At 41.7% G+C, this 24,963-nt stretch carries 21 protein-coding genes; 10 read left to right on the top strand and 11 right to left on the bottom strand.

What is annotated here, in order from left to right; translation table 11 throughout:
- Nucleotides 1–24 precede the first annotated feature (24 nt).
- From dps to cbiT, 4 genes are all read right to left on the bottom strand, one after another.
- Complete coding sequence (gene dps, locus G4P69_RS19525; protein ID WP_208342083.1) at nucleotides 25–564, bottom strand: DNA starvation/stationary phase protection protein Dps; 540 nt, start codon at nucleotides 562–564, stop codon at nucleotides 25–27.
- Nucleotides 565–892: 328 nt separating this feature from the next.
- Complete coding sequence (locus G4P69_RS19530; protein ID WP_208342084.1) at nucleotides 893–1,786, bottom strand: helix-turn-helix domain-containing protein; 894 nt, start codon at nucleotides 1,784–1,786, stop codon at nucleotides 893–895.
- Between the two features lie 129 nt (nucleotides 1,787–1,915).
- Nucleotides 1,916–2,797 (bottom strand): phosphatidate cytidylyltransferase, encoded by an 882-nt coding sequence (locus G4P69_RS19535; protein ID WP_208342112.1) that lies wholly within the window; start codon nucleotides 2,795–2,797, stop codon nucleotides 1,916–1,918.
- 159 nt (nucleotides 2,798–2,956) lie between these two features.
- Nucleotides 2,957–3,559, bottom strand: coding sequence for a precorrin-6Y C5,15-methyltransferase subunit CbiT (gene cbiT, locus G4P69_RS19540; RefSeq protein WP_208342085.1), 603 nt, complete (start codon nucleotides 3,557–3,559; stop codon nucleotides 2,957–2,959).
- A gap of 223 nt (nucleotides 3,560–3,782) precedes the next feature.
- Between cbiT and G4P69_RS19545 the strand changes: the two genes are divergently transcribed.
- Both G4P69_RS19545 and tatA read left to right on the top strand, forming a co-directional pair.
- Nucleotides 3,783–5,276, top strand: a complete 1,494-nt coding sequence (locus tag G4P69_RS19545; protein ID WP_208342086.1) for a serine/threonine protein kinase — start codon at nucleotides 3,783–3,785, stop codon at nucleotides 5,274–5,276.
- Between the two features lie 133 nt (nucleotides 5,277–5,409).
- Complete coding sequence (gene tatA / locus G4P69_RS19550; RefSeq protein WP_279605172.1) at nucleotides 5,410–5,583, top strand: twin-arginine translocase TatA/TatE family subunit; 174 nt, start codon at nucleotides 5,410–5,412, stop codon at nucleotides 5,581–5,583.
- A 34-nt stretch (nucleotides 5,584–5,617) separates the two neighbouring features.
- On the opposite strand, the gene cphA is transcribed toward tatA, so the two are convergent.
- From cphA to G4P69_RS19565, 3 genes are all read right to left on the bottom strand, one after another.
- Nucleotides 5,618–8,317 carry a cyanophycin synthetase gene (cphA, locus tag G4P69_RS19555; RefSeq protein ID WP_208342114.1) on the bottom strand — a complete coding sequence of 900 codons (2,700 nt, stop codon included), beginning with the start codon at nucleotides 8,315–8,317 and terminating at the stop codon, nucleotides 5,618–5,620.
- Between the two features lie 176 nt (nucleotides 8,318–8,493).
- A complete protein-coding gene (locus G4P69_RS19560) occupies nucleotides 8,494–9,357 on the bottom strand; it encodes a cyanophycinase (protein ID WP_208342088.1) in 864 nt (287 codons plus the stop codon).
- 57 nt (nucleotides 9,358–9,414) lie between these two features.
- Complete coding sequence (locus tag G4P69_RS19565; RefSeq protein ID WP_208342089.1) at nucleotides 9,415–9,834, bottom strand: hypothetical protein; 420 nt, start codon at nucleotides 9,832–9,834, stop codon at nucleotides 9,415–9,417.
- Between the two features lie 204 nt (nucleotides 9,835–10,038).
- On the opposite strand from G4P69_RS19565, the gene trmD reads away from it, so the two are divergent.
- The 6 genes from trmD to G4P69_RS19595 all read left to right on the top strand — a co-directional run bounded on the left by trmD (nucleotide 10,039) and on the right by G4P69_RS19595 (nucleotide 17,090).
- Nucleotides 10,039–10,848 carry a tRNA (guanosine(37)-N1)-methyltransferase TrmD gene (trmD, locus tag G4P69_RS19570; RefSeq protein WP_208342090.1) on the top strand — a complete coding sequence of 270 codons (810 nt, stop codon included), beginning with the start codon at nucleotides 10,039–10,041 and terminating at the stop codon, nucleotides 10,846–10,848.
- A gap of 91 nt (nucleotides 10,849–10,939) precedes the next feature.
- Nucleotides 10,940–11,419 (top strand): 2-C-methyl-D-erythritol 2,4-cyclodiphosphate synthase, encoded by a 480-nt coding sequence (gene ispF, locus G4P69_RS19575; RefSeq protein WP_208342092.1) that lies wholly within the window; start codon nucleotides 10,940–10,942, stop codon nucleotides 11,417–11,419.
- 1 nt (nucleotide 11,420) lies between these two features.
- Nucleotides 11,421–13,235, top strand: coding sequence for an ABC transporter substrate-binding protein (locus G4P69_RS19580; protein WP_208342094.1), 1,815 nt, complete (start codon nucleotides 11,421–11,423; stop codon nucleotides 13,233–13,235).
- Nucleotides 13,236–13,340: 105 nt separating this feature from the next.
- Nucleotides 13,341–15,131 carry an ABC transporter substrate-binding protein gene (locus G4P69_RS19585; RefSeq protein ID WP_208342095.1) on the top strand — a complete coding sequence of 597 codons (1,791 nt, stop codon included), beginning with the start codon at nucleotides 13,341–13,343 and terminating at the stop codon, nucleotides 15,129–15,131.
- A 32-nt stretch (nucleotides 15,132–15,163) separates the two neighbouring features.
- On the top strand, nucleotides 15,164–15,940 hold the full coding sequence (gene larB, locus G4P69_RS19590) for a nickel pincer cofactor biosynthesis protein LarB (protein ID WP_208342099.1): 777 nt from the start codon (nucleotides 15,164–15,166) through the stop codon (nucleotides 15,938–15,940).
- A gap of 397 nt (nucleotides 15,941–16,337) precedes the next feature.
- A complete protein-coding gene (locus G4P69_RS19595) occupies nucleotides 16,338–17,090 on the top strand; it encodes a hypothetical protein (protein WP_208350938.1) in 753 nt (250 codons plus the stop codon).
- Nucleotides 17,091–17,361: 271 nt separating this feature from the next.
- Here G4P69_RS19595 and G4P69_RS19600 read toward each other — a convergent pair whose 3' ends face one another.
- Nucleotides 17,362–19,011 (bottom strand): hypothetical protein, encoded by a 1,650-nt coding sequence (locus tag G4P69_RS19600; protein WP_208350940.1) that lies wholly within the window; start codon nucleotides 19,009–19,011, stop codon nucleotides 17,362–17,364.
- A gap of 190 nt (nucleotides 19,012–19,201) precedes the next feature.
- Nucleotides 19,202–20,974, bottom strand: a complete 1,773-nt coding sequence (locus G4P69_RS19605; protein WP_208342106.1) for a hypothetical protein — start codon at nucleotides 20,972–20,974, stop codon at nucleotides 19,202–19,204.
- Between the two features lie 335 nt (nucleotides 20,975–21,309).
- Between G4P69_RS19605 and G4P69_RS19610 the strand changes: the two genes are divergently transcribed.
- Nucleotides 21,310–21,516, top strand: a complete 207-nt coding sequence (locus tag G4P69_RS19610) for a hypothetical protein (RefSeq protein WP_208350942.1) — start codon at nucleotides 21,310–21,312, stop codon at nucleotides 21,514–21,516.
- 11 nt (nucleotides 21,517–21,527) lie between these two features.
- A complete protein-coding gene (gene argH, locus G4P69_RS19615) occupies nucleotides 21,528–22,916 on the top strand; it encodes an argininosuccinate lyase (protein WP_208350943.1) in 1,389 nt (462 codons plus the stop codon).
- 78 nt (nucleotides 22,917–22,994) lie between these two features.
- Here the strand turns inward: argH and G4P69_RS19620 are convergent, their stop codons facing one another.
- Both G4P69_RS19620 and G4P69_RS19625 read right to left on the bottom strand, forming a co-directional pair.
- Entirely contained in the window at nucleotides 22,995–23,993 is a 999-nt protein-coding gene (locus tag G4P69_RS19620) for a M23 family metallopeptidase (RefSeq protein WP_208350944.1), read from the bottom strand.
- 107 nt (nucleotides 23,994–24,100) lie between these two features.
- The coding region (locus G4P69_RS19625; RefSeq protein ID WP_208350945.1) for a glycosyltransferase at nucleotides 24,101–24,963 on the bottom strand (863 nt) is incomplete at its 5' end.

Genomic DNA, 24,963 nt, shown 5'->3' on the forward strand with positions numbered 1-24,963 from the left:
CCTATGCCCATTTCCCCATGCCCACTAATTTTGCGGAGAATTAGGATCAAGTTTTGAGCTAGCAATCAGTGCGTCCAAAAACCACAAACGCTTGTCGATGACTAAAGAAATTTCTGAGTAAAGATGAGCAGTATCCGCATCTCCTATTACAGAAGTGCGATCAATATTTTCCCAAAGCAAAGTACCGTAGATTGCTAGACGCTCTGCAAGGGAGACAACATGGTCTTTCGCGTCTATTATATGTAGAGGATATTCAGGTAGAATAGATTGCTTAACCGCATTCCGAGCTGTTCCTATCGCTAAACCTCCAATGAGTGTAATTCGCTCGGCAAGCATATCGATGTATAGATCTAGTTCCGTTGCTATCTCGTCAAAGATCTCATACAAATGGTATGAATTTATACCTGTAACGTTCCATTGTGCCTGTTTAACCTGAGTCTTTAAATCTACTGTAGTTGCAAGTGTTTGATTTAGAATGTCGACAAGCCGTGTTTGGGCTTCTGGGCTTATACTGATTAGACGAGCATCAAAAGCTGGAGTATGCAATTCGCTAATACTGTTCATAAACGATCCTTATCAAGAATGAGAAAAGGACGTAGTGGTAGAACGCTTAGCAGCACTTACCCATATAGGCGTCTGTTGGAATAACCGTCAGATTTTTCAGTTATACTTCAATACCCCCTAATCCTCCTAAAAAGCGGAGTTAGGACTATACTTCGTTTTTGAGGAGGGCAATTATATCTAGGCATCTGCTAAAGCAGAACACCACTAGCCGAAACGAATTAGGGACTTTAAATTTCTATCTAATGATAGAATAATATTTCGTGTATATATGATATGTTGTACTGATTTTTGCTGTATAGGTGATTTTTGCTTTTTTAGAAGATTATTGCTACGACTTACGAATTTCTTTAGGCGTAACCCCCAGCAACCGCTTGAAATGCCGTGTAAGTTGACTTTGGTCATTAAAACCAACAGATGAGGAGACTTCAGAAATTTTTAGCTGACTTTTTAAAAGCAGGATTTTAGCACGTTCAATTCGGCAATAAATAACATACTGATAAGGAGAAAGCCCCGTCGACTGCTTAAATAAACGGGCAAAGTGATACTGACTCATGCCCACCTCCTCAGCCATTGTCTTTAGTAACAAATCTTCAGAAAGATGGTCAATAATAAACTCGATGATCTGTTGTAGCTTGTGTTTGGGTAATCCGCCTTCATATTCGTGGATAGTGTGTTTTCTCCCAGAGTAATGCTGTAACAGGTGAGCAGATAACGCAGTTGTCATCGACTCAGCATAAAGACGACTACCCGACCCATCTGATTCTAGTGCTGCCTTAAGGGCAAGCGCAATTTGATAAATCAGCGCGTCAGATTTAGAAAAATGTGGTATAATCTCTACCGTATCAGCATCAACTGATTCGTAAGCAACATTTGAGACAGTTCGAGCGTTCAACGTCAAAGCAATAAACTCAGATTTTTCCGTTGTCACTGCCCTATGACTAATATAGGGAGGAATGACAACAACATCTCCTGCGATACAATTCTCGCTTTTATGACGCTCGCCAAGCCACCGCTCTAATCCTAATTGGCTCTTAAGACGGATCGCGAGCGTGTAATGGCTAGCATAATGTTCTGGGCTTTCGTAAGGTGGTTGTAAGTGATACTCGAGATTAATATCCTTCCAATTTGCTTGATAACTATCAAGCAAAGGTGGTTGGACAAGAACTGCTCTTCGAGCATCTAATTTGGTTACATCAATTCCTAGCAGTTTCTCGTCTGGCATCGCTTTCCCTTAGAGTTGCTCCTCCCGTGAGATAAGTCAAAATGGAACTGTTTGTGCCTTGTAGCAAATAAGAATATAACAGCCTATAAGGTTTAGGGAACACATCCAAAAGTTAGAGGCTAAGCAAGATTACAGAAGCGGTAACAAGAGTGTTACAAAGTAGTAAACTAGCGGAGCTGTAAAAATATAACTATCTGTACGGTCTAATATACCTCCATGACCAGGGATCAATTGCCCAGAATCTTTTACGCCTGCATCCCGCTTGAGCATCGACTCAGTAAGGTCACCCAAAATACTAGCAATGCCAATTAGCAAGCCTAAGGCTAGACCAGTGAAGGGAGTTCCTGACCAGTTGAGAAAATAAGCTCCTGCTACCGCCATAATAACGCTGGCGACAATCCCAAAAATCGCCCCTTCTAAAGTTTTTTTAGGACTAATTTCAGACAAAGGGGTTTTGCCAAAGAATTTGCCGATGATGTAAGCACCGATATCAGCTGCCCAAATACAGATAAAGGTGAGTAAGGTTGCTATTAAACCTTGAGGAACAGGATTAAAGTGTCCTGCAGGTAAAATCTCTGACCAGGTTTTAAACCAGTAATCACTAATAGGTGAGTTGTTGATTGCTATGCCGTTGATTGAACGCAAGCGCACCCAGTAGCTTGGTAAATAACCAGTATAAAATAGCCCTAGTATAGAAGCAGAAATATCTGCGATTGTAGCCATTTTTGGCTGAAATAGAAGATAAAAACAAATAAATGTCCCAGCTAGCGGCATCACGGCGTCAGCTAAACTACCATCTAAGGTACAAATCACTAATAGGACTTGACTAACGAACATGGTAGTTTTGGCAGCCGGAGCCATTCCTTTGGCTCTTACTAGATTAAAGTACTCTTGTTGTCCTAAAAAGATAATCACTGCAAACAAAAGCGTAAAGTACCAACCTCCCAAGAGAGTGGCTGATAGAGCAAGGGCGATCGCAATAATTCCACTAAAAATCCGAGACCAAGGCATATAAATATTTTGGATTTTAGAGCCAGTTACTGAGAGGATTTCCCCGCCCAGTAATCTGGCGTAAATCCCGTTGGCATTGCTACGCGATAAGTGTAGCGTCTCCGACAGGAGAAAAGATTTTGGATTCAATTTATAATTGAGAATCTAAAATCTAATGAATTAGTCTAGTTTCTCACCACTAAGGATAAAAATGGGATTAACAGCAGTAAAGGTTTGAGAAGAACCACGGGTTTCCAAACGGTTGACCGCTGATTGTATGACTTCGATATTTCTTGCCTGCAATTGAGCAAGGCTTTGGGAAATAGCATACAGACTTTCTAGATTAGCAGCTGTGGCAACAACTCGGCCTGATGGTACTAAATAATGCCACACTACTTTCAAAATTTCTTGCATAGGGCGTCCTCCCTCGATACAGACGCGATGGGGTGTATCTTTCAGGTCATGCAAACATTTTGGAGCATTACCTTCAATGACTTCAACGTTGTTGACCTCAAAGCGATCGCAATTGCGTCGGATAAGGTTGGCTACTTCGTCATCTCGTTCAACAGCTAAAATCCGTGCACTCGGACACAACAACCCCGCTTCTACCGGAATCGTTCCCGTCCCTGCACCAATATCCCAAAGAACACAATTGGGTAGTAGCCGTAGCTGTGCAATCAACAGCATCCGAACTTCCCGCTTGCTTAAGGGAATTCCCGGCAAGCGCTCGAACAATTCATCTGGAATACCAGGGGTAATATAAGGCCAAAGTTGGGAGGGCATAGAATTAAATAATTATAGTTAAAGATATCGGTTTGCCCAAGTCACACGGTTAGGGATCAGGAGAGTTCTACTAATAAGTCGCTCATGATTTCTTTTTCTAATTCTTACCCACGCAAAGCCCTAACTTAAATCAACACCCTAATTTAGCAGTCAGAGAAGAAACTTGCTGGCGACTTGTACGTAAACAAAACTCGGAAAAAAGCTATAGACATAAGTAATTATAATGAATAGTCAGGTATTAGGTGAGCGATACAAAGTACAACAACAGTTGGGAAAAAAGGCTGGACGGCGGACACTCTTAGCTCGCGATTTATTAACTAGTGAATTGGTAGTTATAAAATTACTGTCTTTTAACAGTGACTTTGAATGGGATGATCTCAAACTATTCGAGCGTGAAGCCGAAACCTTAAAGTCCTTATCATACCCTTTTATTCCTGGTTACTTGGACTATTTCCAGGTGAATTTATCTACCTTCAAAGGATTTGCTTTGGTACAAACCCATATTCCCGCGCCAACGTTAGAGCAATACTTAAAATCTGGGCGTACTTTTAGTGAAGTAGAACTAAAGCAAATAGCCAAAGCACTGTTGGATATTCTCATTTATTTACATAGACGACAGCCTCCCGTTATTCACCGCGATATTAAGCCTAGCAATATTTTGTTGAGTAATCGTTCTGGGAATAGTGTAGGTCAGCTTTACTTAATAGATTTTGGCTCGGTACAAACTGCTTGTGCTGCTCACGACGGATCAATAACTGTGGTGGGAACTTATGGCTATATGCCGCCAGAGCAATTTGGCGGACGTACTGTTGCAGGTTCTGATCTTTACAGTTTAGGCTCAACACTGATTTATCTTGCGTGTGGGATTCATCCCGCCGATTTACCGCAAAAAGACTTTAGGATCCAATTTGAGCATGCTGTAAATCTTAGTCCAACCTTTAGTTCCTGGTTGAAATGGATGACTGAACCGACTTTAGAAGAGCGTTTCAGTTCTGCATGTCAAGCACTAGCTGCTTTAGAACAAAGCTATCAAATTTTTCCAACCCGCTGGGTTAGAGGTGCTTGGTATTGGAATGGCAAAACTTGGTTTAGTAAGCAACAACCACAATTAATTAGAGAGAGCAAGTACAAGCATAGTTATAAATTAACACACAAGGTTTCTCAACCAGTTGGTAGCAAAATTAGACTCACTAGAGATAATGATTTTCTAGAAATTGTGATCCCACCCGTTGGTTATCAGAGATCGATGACATTTTTGGTTTTGTTTGCGATCGCTTGGAATTCGTTTACCCTTTTCTGGACAATCAATGCTTTGGCTGCGCCTTTGCCCGCCAATATATTCTTGGCTTTATTCTCACTTCCTTTTTGGGCAGCTGGGTGTCAAATGGTGACTTGGGTTTTATCTTCTTGGCTCAAGAGTACACGATTACACCTTAGCAAGGAGGAAATTACTTTTACTTGGGAGTTGTTGGGATTAAAATTTAATCTTGTTCCTCCAGCCCTCAAGAAGGATATTAGCAACTTAGTCTACTGCAAAAGAACCTTTACAACAGATTCGGAAGGTAACAAAGTTGAAGTTCCACCCCAACTCATTATTTGGGCAGGAGTACATAAGTATCAGATTGGAGGGTCTAATGGTCTTATCCAATCCGAACCAGAACTTGAATGGCTTGCATCTGAATTAAGCGATTGGTTAGGGTTGCCAATTGGAGAGTAGGGGCATGGGGCATGGGGAATAGGGCATGGGGCATTGACGGCTTGACTAATTCCTGCTCCCCTGCTACGAGATCCCTGCTCTCTCTATTAGGGTAGACTTTTAACAGTCGTTGTTCATAGGAAATAGGCTTATGTTGTTTGGATTAGGATGGCCCGAGATAGCTGTAATTACGATAGTCGCAATTCTCATTTTTGGGCCCAAAAAAATTCCGGAACTGGGGAGTACACTGGGTAAAACCTTACGAGGTTTTAAGGAAGAACTAAAAAATCCCAGTGATGACAGTAATCCGGAAGAAGAAAAACAGTAGTGATTTAGTTAGTGGGTTTTTGAAGAAGAATGGGCTAAATTGTGTTTGCGACGGACGACTTTACACCTAGTGGTGAGTCCACAATAGGTGCCGCACTATTTTGTTGGTGCAATTCCTCCTTAACCGTGCCCCGATCTTTAATTAGCTTGATGGCGCGGCTAACGCTTTCGGGCAATATGACCACCAGACTATTATCAGGGGCAATGTCCAAACCTTTTTTGATTGCTTCTGCTTCTTGGAGAATGGTTTCGTATGTTGAGTTAGCGTTAACTTGCTTGATCCCCTGGGTAATCAATTCAGCCGCTGAACCTCGTTGGCGTCCTCGGGTATCATCATCTTCTTTGATGATAATGTAATCAAAAATTTCTGCTGCCAGTTTACCCAACGTAACAAAGTCTTGATCCCGGCGATCGCCTGGTCCCCCAATAACTCCAATGCGTTGACCACCTGTCCAATTACGGACGAAACCCCCTAATGCTTCGTAACTGGCTGGATTATGAGCATAATCGACCAAAGCATGATAATTGCCTAAATTGAATAGATTCATGCGTCCAGGTGTTTGACTCACTGAAGCACGAAAAGTATTCAAGCCTGCCCTGATCTGCTCAATCGAGACATTTTGTACAAACGCCGCTAAACTTGCTGCTAAAGCGTTAGCGATCATAAATGGCGCGCGTCCACCCATGGTCAATGGAATATTTTCTGCTCGTTCAATTCGGTGAGTCCAATCGCCTTTGACTATTGACAAATAGCCATTTTCATACACTGCTACCACTCCACCCTTTTGGATGTGATTTCGCACCAATTCCGCATCTGGGTTCATCGTGAAGTAAGCAATGTTAGCTTTGGTTTTTTCTGCCATTGCTGCAACTCGTGGATCATCAGCGTTAAGCACAGCATAACCATCAGGAAATACAGCTTCGGCGACTATACTCTTGAGATGAGCTAACTGTTCGATAGTATCAATATCGCCTATTCCTAAGTGGTCAGCCGAAACATTGAGTACTACACCCACATTAGCAGATTCAAATGCCAATCCTGATCGTAGAAGACCGCCCCGGGCTGTCTCCAGTACGGCTACTTCTACAGTGGGGTCTTGTAGAATTAGTTGGGCGCTTTGCGGACCAGTGTTATCTCCTGCTTCTACTAAGAAATCACCAATATATGTACCGTCTGTTGTTGTATAACCAACTACTTTATTAGTCTGTTTAAAAATGTGTGCTAGAAGCCGAGTTGTGGTGGTTTTGCCGTTTGTACCCGTCACGCTTAAGATAGGGATACGGCTAGCTTGTTCATTAGCGAACAGCATATCTATCACTGCTCCAGCCACGTTACGAGGGATACCTATGCTAGGGGCGATATGCATCCGGAAGCCAGGTGCAGCATTAACTTCTACAATCACACCATCCACTTCTCGCAAGGGGCGGCTAATATCTGATGTAACAATATCAATCCCAGCGATATCTAACCCGATTATTTTGACTACCCGCTGCGCTAGCCAAAGGTTTTCTGGATGAATTTCATCTGTACGGTCTACAGCGATTCCCCCTGTACTTAAATTTGCCGTTGCTCGCAAATAGCAAATTTCACCTTTTTGTAGTACGGTACTGAGAGTGTAACCTTGCCTTTCTAGTAATTGGTAACTGGTGCGGTCTAGTTCAATTTTTGTAAGAACATTATCATGTCCTTCACCACGATTCGGGTCGTTGTTAGTTTCTTCAATTAGTTCAAAGATAGTTGATCTACCGTTGCCAGTGACGTGAGCTGGGACGCGTTCTGCAACTGCCACGACTTTACCATCTACCACTAGTACCCGATGGTCCCGCCCAACGTAGTATCGCTCCACAATTATTGCTCGAGAGATTTGTCTAGCAGCGTCATATGCTGTTTGAGCTTCTTCCCAGGTTCTGATATCAATCGTGATCCCACGTCCATGATTACCATCAAGGGGTTTGATAACGATAGGATAACCACCAACGTATTCAATAGCTTCTTGTAGATCGTCCAAAAAGTTTATTGTTGTACCTTTAGGGACTGGGACTCCACCATTAGCCAGGATGCGTTTGGTAGCTTCTTTGTCGCAGGCAAGCTCCACTCCTAAAATGCCGGTATTATCCGTCATAGTGGCTTGCAAGCGCTTTTGGTTGACGCCATAACCGAGCTGAATCAAAAAGCGTGCACCAAGAGATGTCCAGGGAATACCTCTTTTTTCTGCTTCTTTGACAATAGCTTCTGTACTTGGTCCTAGGGCCGCATCACGCCATAAGTCCTTCAGGTCTTGCAAATCTTGCTCTAATTCTGCTTTTGGATAACGACCGCGATCAACAATACTTTGGCACAAGCGTACCGCTGCTCTTGCAGCATATCGCCCTGCCTCCTCATTGAGATATTCGATCGCTACCTGGTAGATCCCGGGCGTGCCTGTTTCACGGGTACGACCAAAGCCTACATTCATTCCAGCTAAGTCTTGCAGTTCCAAAGCCACGTGCTCTACGATGTGACCCATCATAGTGCCTTCTCGTACCCTCATCAGAAAACCACCATGGCAGCCAGGTGAACAGTAGTGCCCTTCCAGACTAGGCAGGGTATCAACTAATCCTTCATAAAAGCCAGGGATTTCATTTGAGGGCGTCTCGGCAAGGTTTTCTAAATCGAGGCGCATGACGATCAACTTGTGGCGTCGAATGCTCCAATAGTTGGGTCCGCGCAGTGTCTGGATTTTAAGGATTCTCATGGGAATAGGTAGATGGAGATTCGGAACCAAAATTCTAGTTTCTTACTGGAATTGACCGTTTAACTGTTCACTGTGAACAGTTTTTCTTCTTGCATCGTATTATTCTCACTTTTTGTGTTTCAATAGACGAAAAAAAACACGGTCAAATCCAGTGTAACCTTAGCTACTTTAATCCATCAGCTGGAAATTCGGTATACCGCAGGCAAAACAATCCGTTGGTATAAATGAAAACGATCACCATGGCTTAGGACGTGTAGCCGTAAATTATGTATTGTTAGGGGTTCAGTAGCTCCTACATGTGGTTCGTTAGTGTGAGTTACTTCTGTTGGATCAACAATCGTCACACTTCCTTTACCCATTGCTTGTAGCCAGCCATCTCGTTCAAACATGGCACAAGTGTCTTCATCAATACCAATGCCTAAACGATCAGGATGAGATGCGATCGCGCTTATGAGTCGTACCATACGATTACGATTATGAAAGTGCTGATCCACGATAACTTCTGGTATCAATCCCAAACCTGTTGCCATATCAACCAGAGAACGGTTCGGTGATTCACCACTTCCACCTCCTGCTATCATATGATGACCCATGACCGCTGCCCCTGCACTAGTTCCTGCTAGGGTCAGTTGCCCGGCTCTAACACGTCGTCTAATAATTTCCATGACTGGTGTATCTGACAGGACGCCACACAAACGTAATTGGTCGCCTCCTGTTAAAAATACTCCTGTACAAGCTTCTAGAGATGCTTGAGCATGGGAAGTTGCACACTGTTCACGTTCTCGAATGTCCAATATTTCAACCTTGTCAGCACCCATTTCTTCAAAAATTCGGGTATACCGACCACCAATAATACTTGGTTCGCGCGAAGCAGAAGGGATTATTGTTATATAAGCGTTACTTCCTCCAGAACGACCAAAAAAAGTTCGTAGGATCTCACGTCCATGAACTTTGTCTTCTGCGCCTCCGATAACCAGAACGGCTGTTTTAGTTGCTTGGGGTGTCCTCATTTCCAGCGATTTAGCTTTTAACTGCTGCATTTTGTTTCTCCTGTCAACAACTTCAGGCGAAGATGACAATTTTCCGTAGCCTGATCTCTAAGAATTCAGGAGCCAGGAGCCAGGAGTCAGCATGGGTATGAAGATGCGACTGACGGCTAAATAAAGTAGTTGAAATCGCCACTGCCTATCTGTTGTCCTCACTGTTTTTTGGATAAAATCCAAGATCAAGACTGCTCCTGAATTCTGAATTCTGAATTCTGACTCCTGACTCCTCTTTAAGGACCCTTCTTGAAGCCAAGAGAGGTAACGACGGTAACACCACCACTCTAACTTCTTGCTTGACGCGGTAGACGCTGCAGCGAGTGTCCCTTGCCGTTCCTCAACCGACAGCGCTTTGTTGCTCCCTGTCCAATGTTTCCAGATTGGCAAAATATTGCTTGGAGAACTAAAGGTTGCCTTTAGTGTTGGAGGGTAAGCTGATTTTGATACGCTTTTTTTGAGGTTGGCTAGATGCATCCTGGAAGTTGTTAACTTTGTCAGATTATTAATTTAAATGTAGATGTGACAATATTTAAACATAAATTAAGTAATTAGAAAAATTTTTGCTCCAACCAGGAAAATTCAAGAAAAAAGGTAACTTTAGATACATTACTTTACAAGTAGGCCGTTCTTGTACCAAGCATACCAATTTAACAATAGTGTCCTCCAATACGAATTACTGTGCGCTTTGATATAGTTACGCTATTTCCTGACTGTTTTACCTCTGTTCTAAGCTCTGGGCTTTTGGGAAAAGCCTTGACCAAACAGATTGCACAAGTCAATCTGGTTAATCCACGAGATTTCACCAGCGATAAACACCGAAAAGTAGACGATGAACCCTATGGTGGTGGTGTAGGAATGTTAATGAAGCCAGAACCTATTTTTGCTGCTGTAGAGTCTCTGCCCATTTTACCCCGAAGAGAAGTCATTTTGATGAGTCCTCAAGGTAAAACAATGGATCAACCCCTTTTACGCGAATTAGCAACGAATTATGAACAATTGGTTGTTATTTGTGGCCATTATGAAGGTATCGATGAACGGGTACAACATTTAGTGACCCGTGAAGTCTCTTTAGGTGATTTTATTCTTACTGGTGGAGAAATTCCAGCAATGGCTTTGCTCAATGGTGTGGTGCGTCTTCTACCAGGAACAGTAGGAAAAGCTGATTCTCTCAAAACAGAAAGTTTTGAAGAGGGATTATTAGATTTTCCTCAGTACACCCGTCCAGCAGTTTTTCGTGCATGGAAAGTTCCTCAAGTATTATTATCAGGCAATCACGCAGAAATTGCTAAATGGCGTTACGAACAACAAATTGAAAGAACACGCCTACGTCGCCCTGATTTACTAGAAAGCTGGGAAATAGCTAAGAGGGAGCAGGGGGAGAACGGGAGCAGGGGAGCAGGGGAAGCAGGGGAAGCAGGGGAAGCAGGGGGAGCAGAGGAGCAGAGGAGCAGAGGAGCAGAGGAGCAGAGGAGCAGAGGAGCAGGGTAGCAGGAATTAGTCAAACCCCCAATACCTATGCCCCATGCCCTATGCCCCATGCCCCATGCCCCATGCCCAAATTCACTTACAATTAACAAAAATGAACATTCGCATTGGTAACGGCTACGATATACATCAACTGGTGAGCGATCGCCCTTTAATTTTGGGTGGAGTCAATATTCCCCATTCATTAGGTTTGTTAGGACATAGTGACGCTGATGCTCTGACTCATGCGATTATGGATGCTATGTTAGGCGCATTATCTTTAGGGGATATTGGACATTATTTTCCGCCCAGCGATCCTCAATGGGCAGGTGCAGATAGCTTAGTTTTATTAAGTCAAGTAAACCAACTTATTAACGATAAAGGTTGGCAAGTGGGTAATATTGATTCTGTAGTAGTAGCGGAACGTCCAAAACTAAAACCACATATCGAGAAAATGCGGGACAAGCTAGCAAGTGTTTTGCAGTTGGAACCAAATAAAATTGGCATTAAAGCAACTACAAATGAAAAATTAGGTCCTGTCGGTAGAGAGGAAGGTATTTGTGCTTACGCTGTAGTTTTGCTATTCGAGCAATAAAATGGGTTTTATGAATTCTGGCATTTTTAGAAAAATTTTCCGACGAGGCTGGATTTTTACTCTACTAGCTTTCTGGGTAATGGTTGGTCTGAATGGCTGTAATCCTAATAATTTTAAAGCCAAAGCCGCTCAAGTTTCTCAATTAGTGATTACGAATGGAAGTAACCCAAAAACATTTAACTACGCGCTAAGCCAAGAAAGCCCTAATATTTTTGGTTTCACCTACGAAACGTTAGCTACTGTAAATGGAGTCACCAAGAAAATAGAACCAGCTTTGGCTGAATCGTGGGAACTGTCAGAAGATAAGCTGCACTATGTATTTACATTGAGAGAAAATCTGAGATGGTCGGATGGCGCACCATTAACTGTTGATGATGTCGTTTTTTCCTTTAATGACATCTACATGAACAAGGCAATTCCCAACTACTACCAAGATAATCTTCGTATTGGCTTGAGTAAGGCTTTTCCTCAAGTCCGCAAACTTGATAGCCGCCGAGTAGAATTTATTTTGCCAGAGCCATTCGTACCATTTTTAGGATTAGTTGCAGCATCAACAGCAGTTCTACCAGAACACGCCTTGCGCCAAGCTGTAGAAACCAAGAGATCAGATGGTAGACCAGTATTTCTCTCTACTTGGGGAACAGATGCAGATCCTAAGAAAATTATTGTTAATGGCCCTTATACAATCGATAGTTATGCAACCAGTGAGCGCTTAGTATTTCGGCGAAATCCTTACTACTGGAGAAAAGATGCGCGAGGGAATCCACAGCCTTATATTGAACGTGTAATATGGCAAATTGTAGAATCAACTGACAACACAGCTTTGCTTCAATTTCGTTCTGGAGGATTAGATATATTAGAAATAGGTCCTGGAACTTTTCAATTGCTGAAGCGTGAAGAAAAGCGAGGAAATTTTACAATTAAAAATGCTGGACCTAGTTCTGGAGCAAGTTTTATTGCTTTCAATCTCAATAAAGGTCGTCGTAACGGTAAGCCTCTTGTTGATCCGGTTAAATCTCGCTGGTTTAACAATGTTGCTTTTAGACAGGCAGTAGCCTATGCTATTAACCGCCAAGCAATCATTGACAACGATTTGCGCGGTTTAGGTGAAACTCAAAACTCTCCTGTTTTTGTTCCAAGTCCCTACTACTTGTCACCCAAAGAAGGTCTTAAAGTCTACGATTATAATCCAGAAAAAGCTAAGGAAATTTTACTAAAAGCAGGATTCAAGTACGATAATAAAGGCCGGTTACTAGATGCAGATGGTAATCAAGTACGCTTCACAATGTTAGCCCCTGCTAGTAATAGACCCTCAGTTCCTCCTAAAATCAAACAGAATTTAGGCGCAATAGGTATCACTCTTGATTTGCAATATGTTGGCTTTGATGTGATTGGAGGAAAAATCAGCAACACCCTTGATTGGGAATCTTATATAGGAGCTGTGGTTGGCAATATTGACCCACACGACGGTTACAACGTCTGGGCTGTAGAAGGTAGTTTTCACCTCTTCAATCAAAAACCTGCGAAAGGACAACCTCCTATAGAAGGTTGGGAATATGCTGAGTGGGAGAAAAAAATTGAGGATCTTTTCATTGAAGGGTCAAGAGAATTCGACGAGACAAAGCGCAAAGCTATCTATGCAGAAACACAACGTCTTGCGCAAGAATATTTGCCTTTTATTCATCTAGTAAATTCTTTCGATTTAGTGGCAGTGCGTAACACTATTGAAGGCATTCAATACACGTCAATTTTTCCTTCTCCTACGGGATACATTTGGAATATATACGAACTTAAGAATACAAAAGATAAAGCATAACGAAAGAAATCAGGATTCGGAATTAATTCCATATCAGTTCTCAATCCTCTTTTAAGAACGTTCAAAAAGTCCTTAATTCGTAGACATTACATTATAGGTTGTAATATGAAATATTCTAAAATTTATCCTGTGGGTTGGCGTTTTTTGGTACTATGCTTTCTAGGTTTAGTAATGGCAATTACGGTTGTTGCTTGCAATCCTACTAAATTTAAAGCAAAATCGGCTCAAGTTACTCAATTAGTTATAGCGACACCTAGTGGACCTTCAACCTTTAACTTGACACAAAATCAATCGGCCTATAGTGTTTTTGGCTATCTTTTTGATGGACTAATTACAGAAAATGGCTTGACTGGAGATTTGGAGCCTGCACTAGCAGAGTCTTGGGAAATTTCACCAGACAAAAAACGGGTTGTGTTTACCCTAAAAGAAGGGCTGAAATGGTCAGATGGTCAACCGTTAACTATCGATGATGTAATCTTTAGTTATCAGGATCTTTACTTTAATGAAAAGATCCCTACCGATATTAGAGATGGTCTGCGAATTGGTGCTAGCCGTAGTCTCCCAACAATTAAAAAACTTGATCAGCGGCGAGTTGAATTTACAGTACCAGAACCTTTTGCACCATTTTTGAGATTTGTTGGTGGATTATCTATTTTGCCAGCCCATGTTTTGCGTGAGTCAGTTCATACTAACGACGGAAATGGTAATCCTAGGTTTTTATCGACTTGGGGGACTGATACCGATGCGCGAAAAATTATTGGTAATGGTCCTTACGTAATGGAAAGCTATACTCCTAGCCAGAGAGTTATATTCCGCCGCAATCCATACTATTGGCGCAAAGATGCTCAGGGAAATCAACAGCCTTATATTGAGCGTATAGTTTTAGAAATTATTGAAAATACTGATAATCAAATGATCAGTTTTCGCTCTGGACAACTCGATGATCTAGATGTGAAATCTGAGATGTTTCCTTTACTAAAGCGTGAAGAAAAACGCGGAAAATTCAAAATCTATAATGGAGGACCAGAACCTACAACAACATTTGTTAGTTTTAATCTAAATAAAGCTCGTAATTCTAAGAATCAACCTATCGTAAATCCTATAAAGTCTCGCTGGTTTAATACTTTGGCTTTTAGGCAGGCAGTTGCATATGCTATTGACCGTGAGACAATGAAAACTAACATATTTCGAGGACTCGGTGAATTACAAAATTCGCCTATTTTACTCAATAACCCTTATTACCTTTCTCCAGAAAAGGGGCTAAAAGTTTATGACTATAATCCGCAAAAAGCTAAAAAACTACTCTTAGAAGCGGGTTTTAAATACAACTCTAGAGGTCAATTGCTTGATGCTGAAGGTAACCAAGTGCGGTTTACCATGCTAGTTAAAGCAGAGGAGCCAGCTAGAGTAGCCATGGCAGCCCAGATAAAACAGGATTTAGCCAAGATTGGAATTCAAGCTGATTTACAAGCTCTAGCCTTCAATTCTGTTTTAGAAAATTTGAGAAGTAGAAATTGGGAGTGTTACGTTGGCAAGTTTACTGGAGGTGGGGTTGAACCTCATAGTGGCTCAAACATATGGTTCAGTACTGGAGGCTCACACCAGTTTAACCAAGGTCCACAACCGGGTGAACCTCGTATCAAAGACTGGGTAGTTTCCGATTGGGAAAAGGAAATTGACCGTCTTTTTATTGAAGGAGCACGTGAATTAGATGAGACTAAGCGTAAGGTTATCTACGATAAGTTTCAGCAAATTGTCCAAGAACAGTTACCATTCATTCATTTGGTGAATTCGCTTTCCTTTGAAGGTGTACGCGATCGCGTTCAAGGGGTTAAGTTTTCTACGCTTGCTGGTAGTGCATTCTGGAATCTGTATGAGCTGAGAGTTAACCTCTAGAATCATAGATGAACAAGCTATATTAACATCCTGTGACTCAACCTGAAGAAGTGCGATCGCTCCTACAATCTATTGCTAAAGGTGAAATTTCTCCTGAAGTAGCCTTTGAGCAACTGAAAAATTTACCCTATGAACCTGTAGGGGAGTTTGCCAAAATTGATCATCATCGCGCCTTAAGAACTGGTTTCCCAGAAGTTATCTGGGGACCAGGCAAAACTCCTGATCAAATTGCTCGAATAATGGATGTCATGCGTCATCACAACCCAGTTGTGATGGCAACGCGTATAGAACCAGAAGTATACACGGTGCTGCAAGCTAAAGTTTATGGTTTGCGGTACTACGACTTAGCACGAATTTGTGCGATCGCTCCCACTACTATCGAACCAAAATATCCTGGTGCGATCGCAATTCTTTCTGCTGGTACGGCTGATTTAGCTGTGGCAGAAGAAGCTGCGGTAACAGCAGAACTTTCTGGCTTCCACGTCCAACGTCTTTGGGATGTGGGGGTTGCAGGAATTCATCGCTTGCTCAATAACCGCCACGTCCTTGAATCGGCATCAGTGTTAATTGTTGTAGCGGGTATGGAAGGTGCTTTACCTAGTGTTGTTGCAGGTTTAGCAGATTGTCCTGTGATTGCTGTTCCTACCAGCATTGGTTATGGAGCAAGTTTTGGAGGTTTAGCACCATTGCTGACAATGCTTAACTCTTGCGCACCTGGTATAGGTGTCGTGAATATTGATAATGGCTTTGGTGCAGCAGTTTTAGCAGGACAAATTTTACGGACTGCGGGAAAATTGTCTTCTCATTAGAGATTCGGGATTGGGAGAATATTTTTTGTATAATTAATGACTTTATTTGGTTATAAAATAACTGCTTGTAGCAGGTGGGGTATTGAATGCAATACCGATGCAAAAAATGTTTGAGATATATGACCATTAGGGGCAACCGGCCTACTATGCGATAAGTCAGAGGCTACGCCCTGACACAAGTATTTACCACATTCTTTTTTCAACTTGGTATAAGTTACAGGCAGATCAAGTAAATCACAGCTAACTTTGTCTAATCTTTATATTTCTGTTAGCTAGAGCTGATTTAATTGAACCCTTAATTGTTATGCTTATACCAATTCTTTTTTGAATCTCTTGTCTAAATAGCGATGATGCTAACCGGATAGGGGATTGAATAAATCTACATATTAATTAAAAAATGATGATTAAAATAAGTTTACAAAAACAACAACTTGTAATTCTAAGTTTGTCTTTACTCACAAGTGTTTTGTTACTTCTACTGAGAGTATCATTTCTACCTCATTCTACACAATATATTTTCTTGCATAGCCTAAACTCCCTGAAATTAAGTCCATTAACGCTTATTCATAAAGAATTTTATTTTTTAGTTCTATGCTTAATTTTTCTAAGTTTATTATTTTTATCCTTAGAGTTTTTGTTGAAGGAATTTAAGCGTTATAAATATAAAGCATCTCTACCTTTAATCATAAATTTATGTACAATAATATTGTTTTTGTTTATTCAGGACATTGTTATTTCACAAGATTTTAATTCTAATTTAGAAGCTCGAAAAGCAGTCGTGACAATGATAAAATCCGGTTCTTTACAACAAAACGAATCGCAACGGGTAGCAAGACTAGATAATCTGAATCGTGTTCTTCATAAAGTATACAAACTGGAATTACCAACCCAGTATAGTCATGTTTCTCAATCTCGTAATAAACCTGGACAAATTAACCTAATCACCAATAGAAATAATGAAAATAAAATGATTGTATTTTTTACAAGTATGAGTGATTTTAATTATACGGCTTGGGTATATAAAATGAATGCGAATATTCCTATTGAAAACTACCTTTTTGGAGTAGGAGATTTAAAATCATATGCGTGGCTTTTAGATACGAAACAAGTAAATGATAATTGGTCTTGGGTAGATGTAGTGGAAAAGTAATCTTGGTCGGTTTTGAGATTTGTTGAAATGACTGGAAACCAAATTAAGACTTACGTACTGTACAAATTACACATCGTGTGCACCCACAGATAATGATTACTCCCAATACTGCTCGGTTAAGCTGAAAACTCTGGTTTAACGTAGGTTGGGCCCTTGGAACGAAACCCAACATTTATTAGCATTTGTTGGGTTTCGCTTACGCTCTACCCAACTTACAATTTTCCAAAACCCGTGCAGTATTGTGATTACTCCACACTAGAAACGGTTGATGCTATTGGGAGTACCTTCTTGTTGGTAACTGAACAGGCTCAGACTCAGTTATGGATTGCACTGCCATTTCAAGAGGGCTGACTTCTTTCGTTGCTGGTACAGTAGGAATTGTGGTTCTGCTAAGTGTACCTGGTGAAACAACTTTCAATAAACCATAAACGGCGGGACCGTGAGAGCCATCAGGATTTGTCAGGAGGAGAGAACGATCACCTAATGGAGCATCAGAGGTTGCAGTAATGGTGAGGAGAAAAATTTGTTGCTGATCCTCAAACCCAGTTTTTTCAACGGTAATTCCTGTTCCACCAGTAATCTCAATAGAAGCATTGCGATCACTGTCAAATGCTAAAAATGCCACATTCTTCACTGAAGTACCCTGTTCGATCTGCAGATTGAGACCAGAACGCTGTGCTACAGCCAACATTTCAGCTTCTCTCAATATATATGGGCGGGGTAACGGCTTGATTGCATCACCTGCACAAGGAAGCGATTCTGGAGCATTGACTTGAGGTAAGGGTAAGCCTACAAGAGCAACTTGGAAAGTTTGGGTAATCTGTGCGCCGAATTCAATATTGAATCCATTGATTGTAATATCACTCACCGTAAAGCCAAGTTCTTCAGGTACTTCATAGACAGCATGGAGAATATAATCAATCTCGTCACCATCCTGACGCCGACGCCCCCGAACGACCTTCCAATAGTCTGATGGTTGAGCATTTGAAGGTGCATTTAGCGGTAGCTCATAAGTGTCAAAGCTTGGTTCTTGAATATAAAGACCGACTGGATTTTCCAGAGAGATTTGTACACCAGATCCAGATACACCAGTTCCACGTACCAATCCATTAACCCCAGCTCCAATGGTAGGATCGCTGTTACGATTTGCGGTGCCATATCTACTGCAATTGATGAGTTGATTTTTGTCAGTAATGGGATTACCTGCTCCATCTTGACGAAGGATAGTTGCCTGTCCAGCCAGGAATATCTCAGCACTCAAGGCATTGGGATTACTAACTAGGTGAACAGCACCATCCTTTGTCGTGCTATTCCAACGATTGCGATCATCATAAGCTGGTCGACCTGTAGCTGGATCGATGATTGGATTGTTGTTGTTGTCTCGTAAGTACAGATCTTCTAGCTTGACCTGTGAACCAACTAATTCTTGATAAAGACGCAACACAACGTTCGGATCAATATCCCATAAAGTATACCAATACTCCCGATTCTCACAGGTAAACATTACCTTTGTGATCTTGCCTTCTGTATTACGGGTAACACTCCATTCACAATACTCATCTTGCCAGCCACGAGGACCAGACGGGCGATAGTTATCAGAAGCTGGCGGTCCCTCATCAGCATATTTCCATTGGGTACGCTGTCCAACACTGGGATACTGAATTAAGATCCGATTAGGAAATGCTGTCCATTTGATGGCTGCACCTTTTGTTCCAGCAGGAATATCGGTATTTAGTGGGTTGTAATACTGGGTTAGTGCTGGCTGATTTACCGAACTCCACGGATCGTTTTGTAGCGTTTGTTCTGTAAACCGATTTATGTTGTCACTCCAGCGAGTACGGAATGCTTTTTTCTCTTTTTCCTCATTGGGAAGAAAATCGTTTTGGTTGGCTGGTGGATCAAATTCAGGTAGTTTAGGCATCTTTCTACTCCTATTTGTTATTAAGTGATACTTTTTGAGTCAGTGTTTTCAACATATTGATTTGGATGAGCCATTCTTTTGGAAGTACCCTAGTACCGCAAGGCGGAATTCAAAATTCAAAATTCAAACAGGTATACAGCGTAAGCGTTTCATTGATTTTGAATGGGTGCTTTATTTCCGCCGTCGTGTACTAGTTAGCTATGTCAGATTGGGGTAGTAATAAGCTAAATTCATCCAAATTACTAATGTTTGGCCAGGATTGAAACTGCATCTGACGTTTTACACTAGATCGCATCAGTTGATCGAGTTGATCGATAGTAGCGATCGGCTTAAATTCATCTAAGTAAGACTGAATTTGCTGTTGGACAACGGTTTTCCATTGATCGTCAGGAAGATCCCACGTTTTAAGAAACTGTTGTTCAGCGCTACATTCGTCGAAGTTTGTTGAATTGCATGTCGGCTGATTAGCAGCAGCGGTTCTGACTTTAGTAGCAAAGTCATTTGGAATACTACTAACTCCACTCGTAATGGTACCAGTGAGAATCTGATCAGCATATTTTTGTAGGCTAGATCGCTTGTTAGAGAAGACTGGATTTTTAAAGTCCACCATTAGTACAGAAGCGATAAATTTGTCGGTTAGAATTTTGTTAGACCGCATCTGTGTCAGCATAAAAAGGTCTTCTGCCGCTGGAACTGGGACGAAGAATGAAAAGTAGGTTGAGCCATTTTGCTCATAGAGTGGGGAACCGTCCGGCTTAATAAAGTCAGACTGCACTAATTTGAAGTTGTGCGTCTTGAGATAATTGTCATAGTCTGGTCGTTTGAAAGTGATTGATGGAACGTTATAGTTCAGGTTCAAGCCTGTTTTAAGTGCTGAATCCCACAAGAAAAAATCAAGAGGAATACCAGAAATATCACTGTTCGGCGGGCTAGTATTGACTCCATTACTTTGAATCTGAGTTGAAGCCAGATTAATAGTCGTGTTGGTGATAATATGGCGCAACATCTGGTTGACATCGCTAATTTGAGTGATACCTCCCTGAGTTTTAAAGCGATCTTTCAACCAATTGCGATAATAGGTCTGGAAGCCACCACGAACAGTCTTCTCAAAATCCTCAGCACCATTTAAATTCTTAAAGAATTTTTCTTCGGCTACAGCTAATGGAACAACTAGTGGGGAAATAGTTGCCAATTGGGAGTTCCAATTGTTCCATGGAAAGGCTAGCTCTTTCATAATCAGCACGCCGTTATGATGACAGTCAAAACATCCATGTCCCATAGTTTGGTCTGTTTTTGCCATGGCTGAATCTCCAGCCCAACTCCAAACTTTGGTAGAGTCGCCTCTAGTTTGTCCCTCTTGTTCCCGAAACTCGTAAAAGTTGAATTTATTAGCTTGGGGGTTCCATGAGATAACTTGTAGAAAGCTAGAGTTTCCACCAGGTGCTGCACTTAGGAGAATTTGAGCACTGGTTGTGCTTTTACCCCAAGTCAGAACATAGCGAAGATTACGGGGTTCCTCACGAGAAGCAATTCTAGTTGGAATTTGGCTGCCTTCTCCAACTAGGTAATTTGCTTGTTGTAAATTTAGTCCACTACCTCCAATCGTGGTGGAAATGCTATCGACACTATTTGGAAAAGATCCTTTGCGCAGAATTTCCGTCGCAAATGGATCATTAAGATTTGTGGCAATATCTTGATCGGTCATGGGCGTGACACATTGATCTATGCCAGCAATGTAACGATAAATTTTGCCAGCAACCACTGGTTCACAGTTTTGCTCTGACATGCTAAACAAGCGCATCCGTTCAGGATTACTCTCAAAATTGGGGTGAGTTACTCTTAAATAACTCCGCAATCGGAAATCGCCTGTTGGAAATTGTGCGTGTTCAGCAGCAATAGCTTGATTCTGGAATGTGTCAGCTAGCAGACATGAGATGCCTAATAACACGACAAGTAGAACCAAAAGACTAACAAATTTCGCGAAACCAAATCTAATTGTGATCTTTGTTACTCTGTGTATCACGCCAATATCAGAAAATAAGGGTTTAAACTGTATGAGTGTTATAAATGTGGAACTCATCAACTTATGCAGTTGGAGTTTTAAGAGGCACACCCCTATGAGTACGGAAGCCTACACTGTACCTGTACTCAGGTCAGTGTAGGTAGTTCACTCATCTGTCTATAAAAATTGGGGTTGCATTTGCTTGCTAGTTGAGGTTATCACTGTGTTGTCATCCCGCTACGCTAGCTGATCTTCTACGGTCGGGGCTAAGCGGCTTTATGAAGAAGAATTCAGGAATGAAGTTATTTTACGAATCGATATCTCAACCCGTTGGTAATTTACCGTTAAATTCGACAGTGGTAGCTCAACAAATTACCGATCCAAACGTTATAGGTCAGATGGAACACGCTTTTAACCATTTTGTACAAACAGGTCAAGTGTGGGCACTATTGATAGGATTGGTCATTGGCTATATGATTCGGAATCTCACAACCTACGGCTGAATTAACGTTTTATGACTCAACAACAAACTTGGAGCCAGCGTTTTGAATCAGCGCTACATCCTGCGATCGCTCATTTTAATGCTAGTATTCACTTTGATATTGAATTAATAGAATACGACATCACAGGCTCTCAGGCTCATGCAAAAATGCTGGCTCACACTGGTATCATTTCCGCAGAAGAAGGGAACCTACTCGTTAAAGGTTTAGAACAAATTCGCCAAGAATATCAGCAAGGAAATTTTAACCCTGGCGTTGAGGCAGAAGATGTACATTTTGCAGTTGAGAGACGCCTTGTAGAAATTGTTGGTGATGTTGGCAAGAAATTACATACTGCGCGATCGCGAAATGACCAAGTGGGGACAGATACCAGACTCTACCTGCGCGATCAGATCAAACAAATCCGCAGTCAATTAAGGGAATTTCAATGTGTTTTACTAAATATTGCTGAAAAACATGTTGAAACGTTAATTCCTGGTTATACCCATCTACAACGAGCCCAACCTTTGAGTTTAGCTCACCATCTATTAGCTTACTTTCACATGGTGCAACGGGATTGGGAACGCTTAGAAGATGTTTATCACCGGGTGAATATCTCACCGTTGGGGTGTGGTGCTTTGGCAGGAACAACTTTTCCTATTGACAGGCATTACACAGCCCAACTATTGCAATTTGACAACATTTATGCTAACAGCCTTGATGGAGTTAGCGATCGCGATTTTGCGATCGAATTTCTTTGTGCTGCTAGTTTAATCATGGTACACCTCAGCCGTCTTTCTGAAGAGGTTATTCTTTGGTCGTCAGAAGAATTTCAGTTTGTTAGCCTCAAAGATAGCTGTGCTACTGGTTCCAGCATTATGCCCCAAAAGAAAAACCCTGATGTTCCAGAATTGGTACGGGGTAAAACTGGGCGGGTATTTGGTCATCTCCAAGGAATGTTGGTGATTATGAAAGGGTTACCATTGGCATATAACAAAGACCTGCAAGAAGATAAAGAAGGTTTATTTGATAGCGTCAAGACAGTCAAAGCTTGTGTGGAAGCAATGACTATTTTGTTGCGAGAGGGTTTAGAATTTCGCCCTCGACGTTTGCTAGAAGCAGTGACTCAAGACTTTTCTAATGCTACAGACGTAGCAGATTATTTAGCGGCACGAGGCGTTCCCTTCCGAGAAGCTTATAATCTTGTTGGTAAAGTCGTAAAAACCAGTATTGCTGCTGGTAAACTCCTAAAAGATTTGACTCTAGAAGAATGGCAACAGGTGCATCCAGCATTTGCAGAAGATATTTATGAAGCAATATCACCCCAACAAGTTGTTGCTGCACGCAACAGTTATGGTGGTACAGGATTTGCTCAGGTAAAAAAAGCACTCCTAGCTGCCCGTGCCCAAATAGCTGCTGAATGACAAAACAATTCAAAATGATAACTCCCGTTGGGAGAAGCTAAGCTAGGGTAGTTCACCCACTCATTGCCCGAACCTTTATCAAGGTTTGAGGGAATGAGTGGTATTGAAAAAAATTTCAGAACGCATAGGGCTACCATTTCGCCACACTTCTATTCCTTGAGGGCTAACAAAGTAAGAAAAGCTGCCATTGTCTGCCCGATATAAACTACCAACATTCCAAGCTGGAAGTTTTATCGGTTTGTCTGGGTTTTGCTTCAATTGCCCAATATAAAAGAACTGACCATTTTCTTTACAGACTTTCACGCGAGTAGTTGCTGTTTCACCTGCAATCACTGTGGAACCTTTGCATCCAGTATCTAAGTTAGCGGATGCAACAGCTATAGGAATTGATTGTGATGATGAAGTTTGTTTTGTTACTGGTGGTGCTACTCGATGAGGGGGTTCAACAGGAATAGGAATAGAAATTTCCTGGGTTCTTGCTGGAGAAGACTCTATGTCAGTAGGGCTATTTGCTTGACTAGTAGTGACATTAGAAGTTGCTAGTCGTTGGGGAGGAACTTTTCCTGCTACTAAAGATGGCAGTACAGGAATAGGATCAATCACAGATTCCATATTATCAGGATGAACTTCAAAATGTAAGTGAGGTCCTGAACTGTTACCTGTAGTTCCCATCTCGGCAATGACTTCACCTTGATTTACATGTTGACCATTTCTGACTAAAAGGCGGCGATTGTGACCATAAACGGTGAAACTACCATCTGAATGATGTATTCTAATGGCATTACCTAATCCCCAATCATCCCAACCAGATTTAACCACTTGACCTGTTGCAGCAGCAATAATCGGGGTTCCTGGAGGAGCTGCAATGTCAATTCCTATATGACGATTTTTCTTGAAACCTTGAGAAATTATTCCTTGAGAAGGCCAAATTAAGTTAGAGGAAGAAGAAGATTGTGTGTTTAGCGATCTATCTGCTGTTTTAGTCACAGCAGATGTACCTGCATAGTCGATAGATGAAACGGAAACTAACCCAATCAAGCCATAAGTACAAAATCGAGACAAGGTCGCTTTTTTCATAGTCGAAGCGGTTGATTATACGGGTTTTGTATATCTACGCGAAAGGTTTGTAGTTGGGCTGAAGCGCAGCGCTAAAGCGCAACTACGAACCAAAGATAACCTACTTGCTACGAAGCACTACTAGTACTTACTGGCTCATTTTCCTCTGATTCGGCTTGTTGTGGTTGTTCCTCTTCTTCCGGTAATCCATGTATAGATCTATACAGATTTACATACTGCTTAGCGGAGCGGTACCAGCTGAAGTCTTGGTTCATACCGCGTTGCTGTAGTTCTTGCCATTGGGGTTTGTAGCGGAAGCCTTCCCAAGTACGAACAAGACAGGTGAATAAATCAAGCGGTTCATATCGGTCAAAACAATAACCAGTACCCGACTGTGTCATCGGGTCATGATGTGTTACAGTATCAACTAATCCGCCTGTACGTCTAACAATGGGTACACAGCCGTAACGTAAAGCTAACATTTGGCTAATACCGCACGGTTCAAAACGGCTAGGCATGAGGAAGGTGTCGCATCCAGCGTATATACGGCGAGCAAGAGCGTCATTGTAGAGTAGGTAAGTGGCGACACGCCCTGGATAGCGGGAACTCAGTTGCCACATTTGGGTTTCATAATAGCGATCGCCTGTTCCCAGAAGGACAAATTGTGCATCTGTGTATGATAGAAACCGATCTAGTATCTGCAACACCAAGTCGATGCCTTTTTGTTCAACTAACCGTGTCACCATCCCCATCAAAAAGGCTTTGGAGTTAACTTCTAACCCTACTTCTTCTTGCAAGGCAATTTTATTAGCTCTGCGTTTATCCAAACTATCAGCCGTAAAGTTTTGGGCGATATATCTATCGGTAGCCGGATCGTAAGTCTCGGTGTCAATACCGTTAAGAATACCCGATAGTTTACCACTAATAAAAGACAACAGGCCTTCTAGTTCTTCACCGTATGCAGGTGTTTTTATTTGCTCGGCATAAGTGG

It is taken from the genome of Aetokthonos hydrillicola CCALA 1050 (genome assembly GCF_017591665.1).
Lineage (GTDB): Bacteria > Cyanobacteriota > Cyanobacteriia > Cyanobacteriales > Nostocaceae > Aetokthonos > Aetokthonos hydrillicola.

Excerpts from the sequence above, each read along its gene's own strand:
- dps (WP_208342083.1), bottom strand. The coding sequence starts at position 564 with ATGAACAGTATTAGCGAATTGCATACTCCAGCTTTTGATGCTCGTCTA.
- G4P69_RS19530 (WP_208342084.1), bottom strand. The coding sequence starts at position 1,786 with ATGCCAGACGAGAAACTGCTAGGAATTGATGTAACCAAATTAGATGCT.
- G4P69_RS19535 (WP_208342112.1), bottom strand. The coding sequence starts at position 2,797 with ATGCCTTGGTCTCGGATTTTTAGTGGAATTATTGCGATCGCCCTTGCT.
- cbiT (WP_208342085.1), bottom strand. The coding sequence starts at position 3,559 with ATGCCCTCCCAACTTTGGCCTTATATTACCCCTGGTATTCCAGATGAA.
- G4P69_RS19545 (WP_208342086.1), top strand. The coding sequence starts at position 3,783 with ATGAATAGTCAGGTATTAGGTGAGCGATACAAAGTACAACAACAGTTG.
- cphA (WP_208342114.1), bottom strand. The coding sequence starts at position 8,317 with ATGAGAATCCTTAAAATCCAGACACTGCGCGGACCCAACTATTGGAGC.
- G4P69_RS19560 (WP_208342088.1), bottom strand. The coding sequence starts at position 9,357 with ATGCAGCAGTTAAAAGCTAAATCGCTGGAAATGAGGACACCCCAAGCA.
- G4P69_RS19565 (WP_208342089.1), bottom strand. The coding sequence starts at position 9,834 with ATGCATCTAGCCAACCTCAAAAAAAGCGTATCAAAATCAGCTTACCCT.
- ispF (WP_208342092.1), top strand. The coding sequence starts at position 10,940 with ATGAACATTCGCATTGGTAACGGCTACGATATACATCAACTGGTGAGC.
- G4P69_RS19580 (WP_208342094.1), top strand. The coding sequence starts at position 11,421 with ATGGGTTTTATGAATTCTGGCATTTTTAGAAAAATTTTCCGACGAGGC.
- G4P69_RS19585 (WP_208342095.1), top strand. The coding sequence starts at position 13,341 with ATGAAATATTCTAAAATTTATCCTGTGGGTTGGCGTTTTTTGGTACTA.
- G4P69_RS19595 (WP_208350938.1), top strand. The coding sequence starts at position 16,338 with ATGATGATTAAAATAAGTTTACAAAAACAACAACTTGTAATTCTAAGT.
- G4P69_RS19600 (WP_208350940.1), bottom strand. The coding sequence starts at position 19,011 with ATGCCTAAACTACCTGAATTTGATCCACCAGCCAACCAAAACGATTTT.
- G4P69_RS19610 (WP_208350942.1), top strand. The coding sequence starts at position 21,310 with ATGAAGTTATTTTACGAATCGATATCTCAACCCGTTGGTAATTTACCG.
- argH (WP_208350943.1), top strand. The coding sequence starts at position 21,528 with ATGACTCAACAACAAACTTGGAGCCAGCGTTTTGAATCAGCGCTACAT.
- G4P69_RS19620 (WP_208350944.1), bottom strand. The coding sequence starts at position 23,993 with ATGAAAAAAGCGACCTTGTCTCGATTTTGTACTTATGGCTTGATTGGG.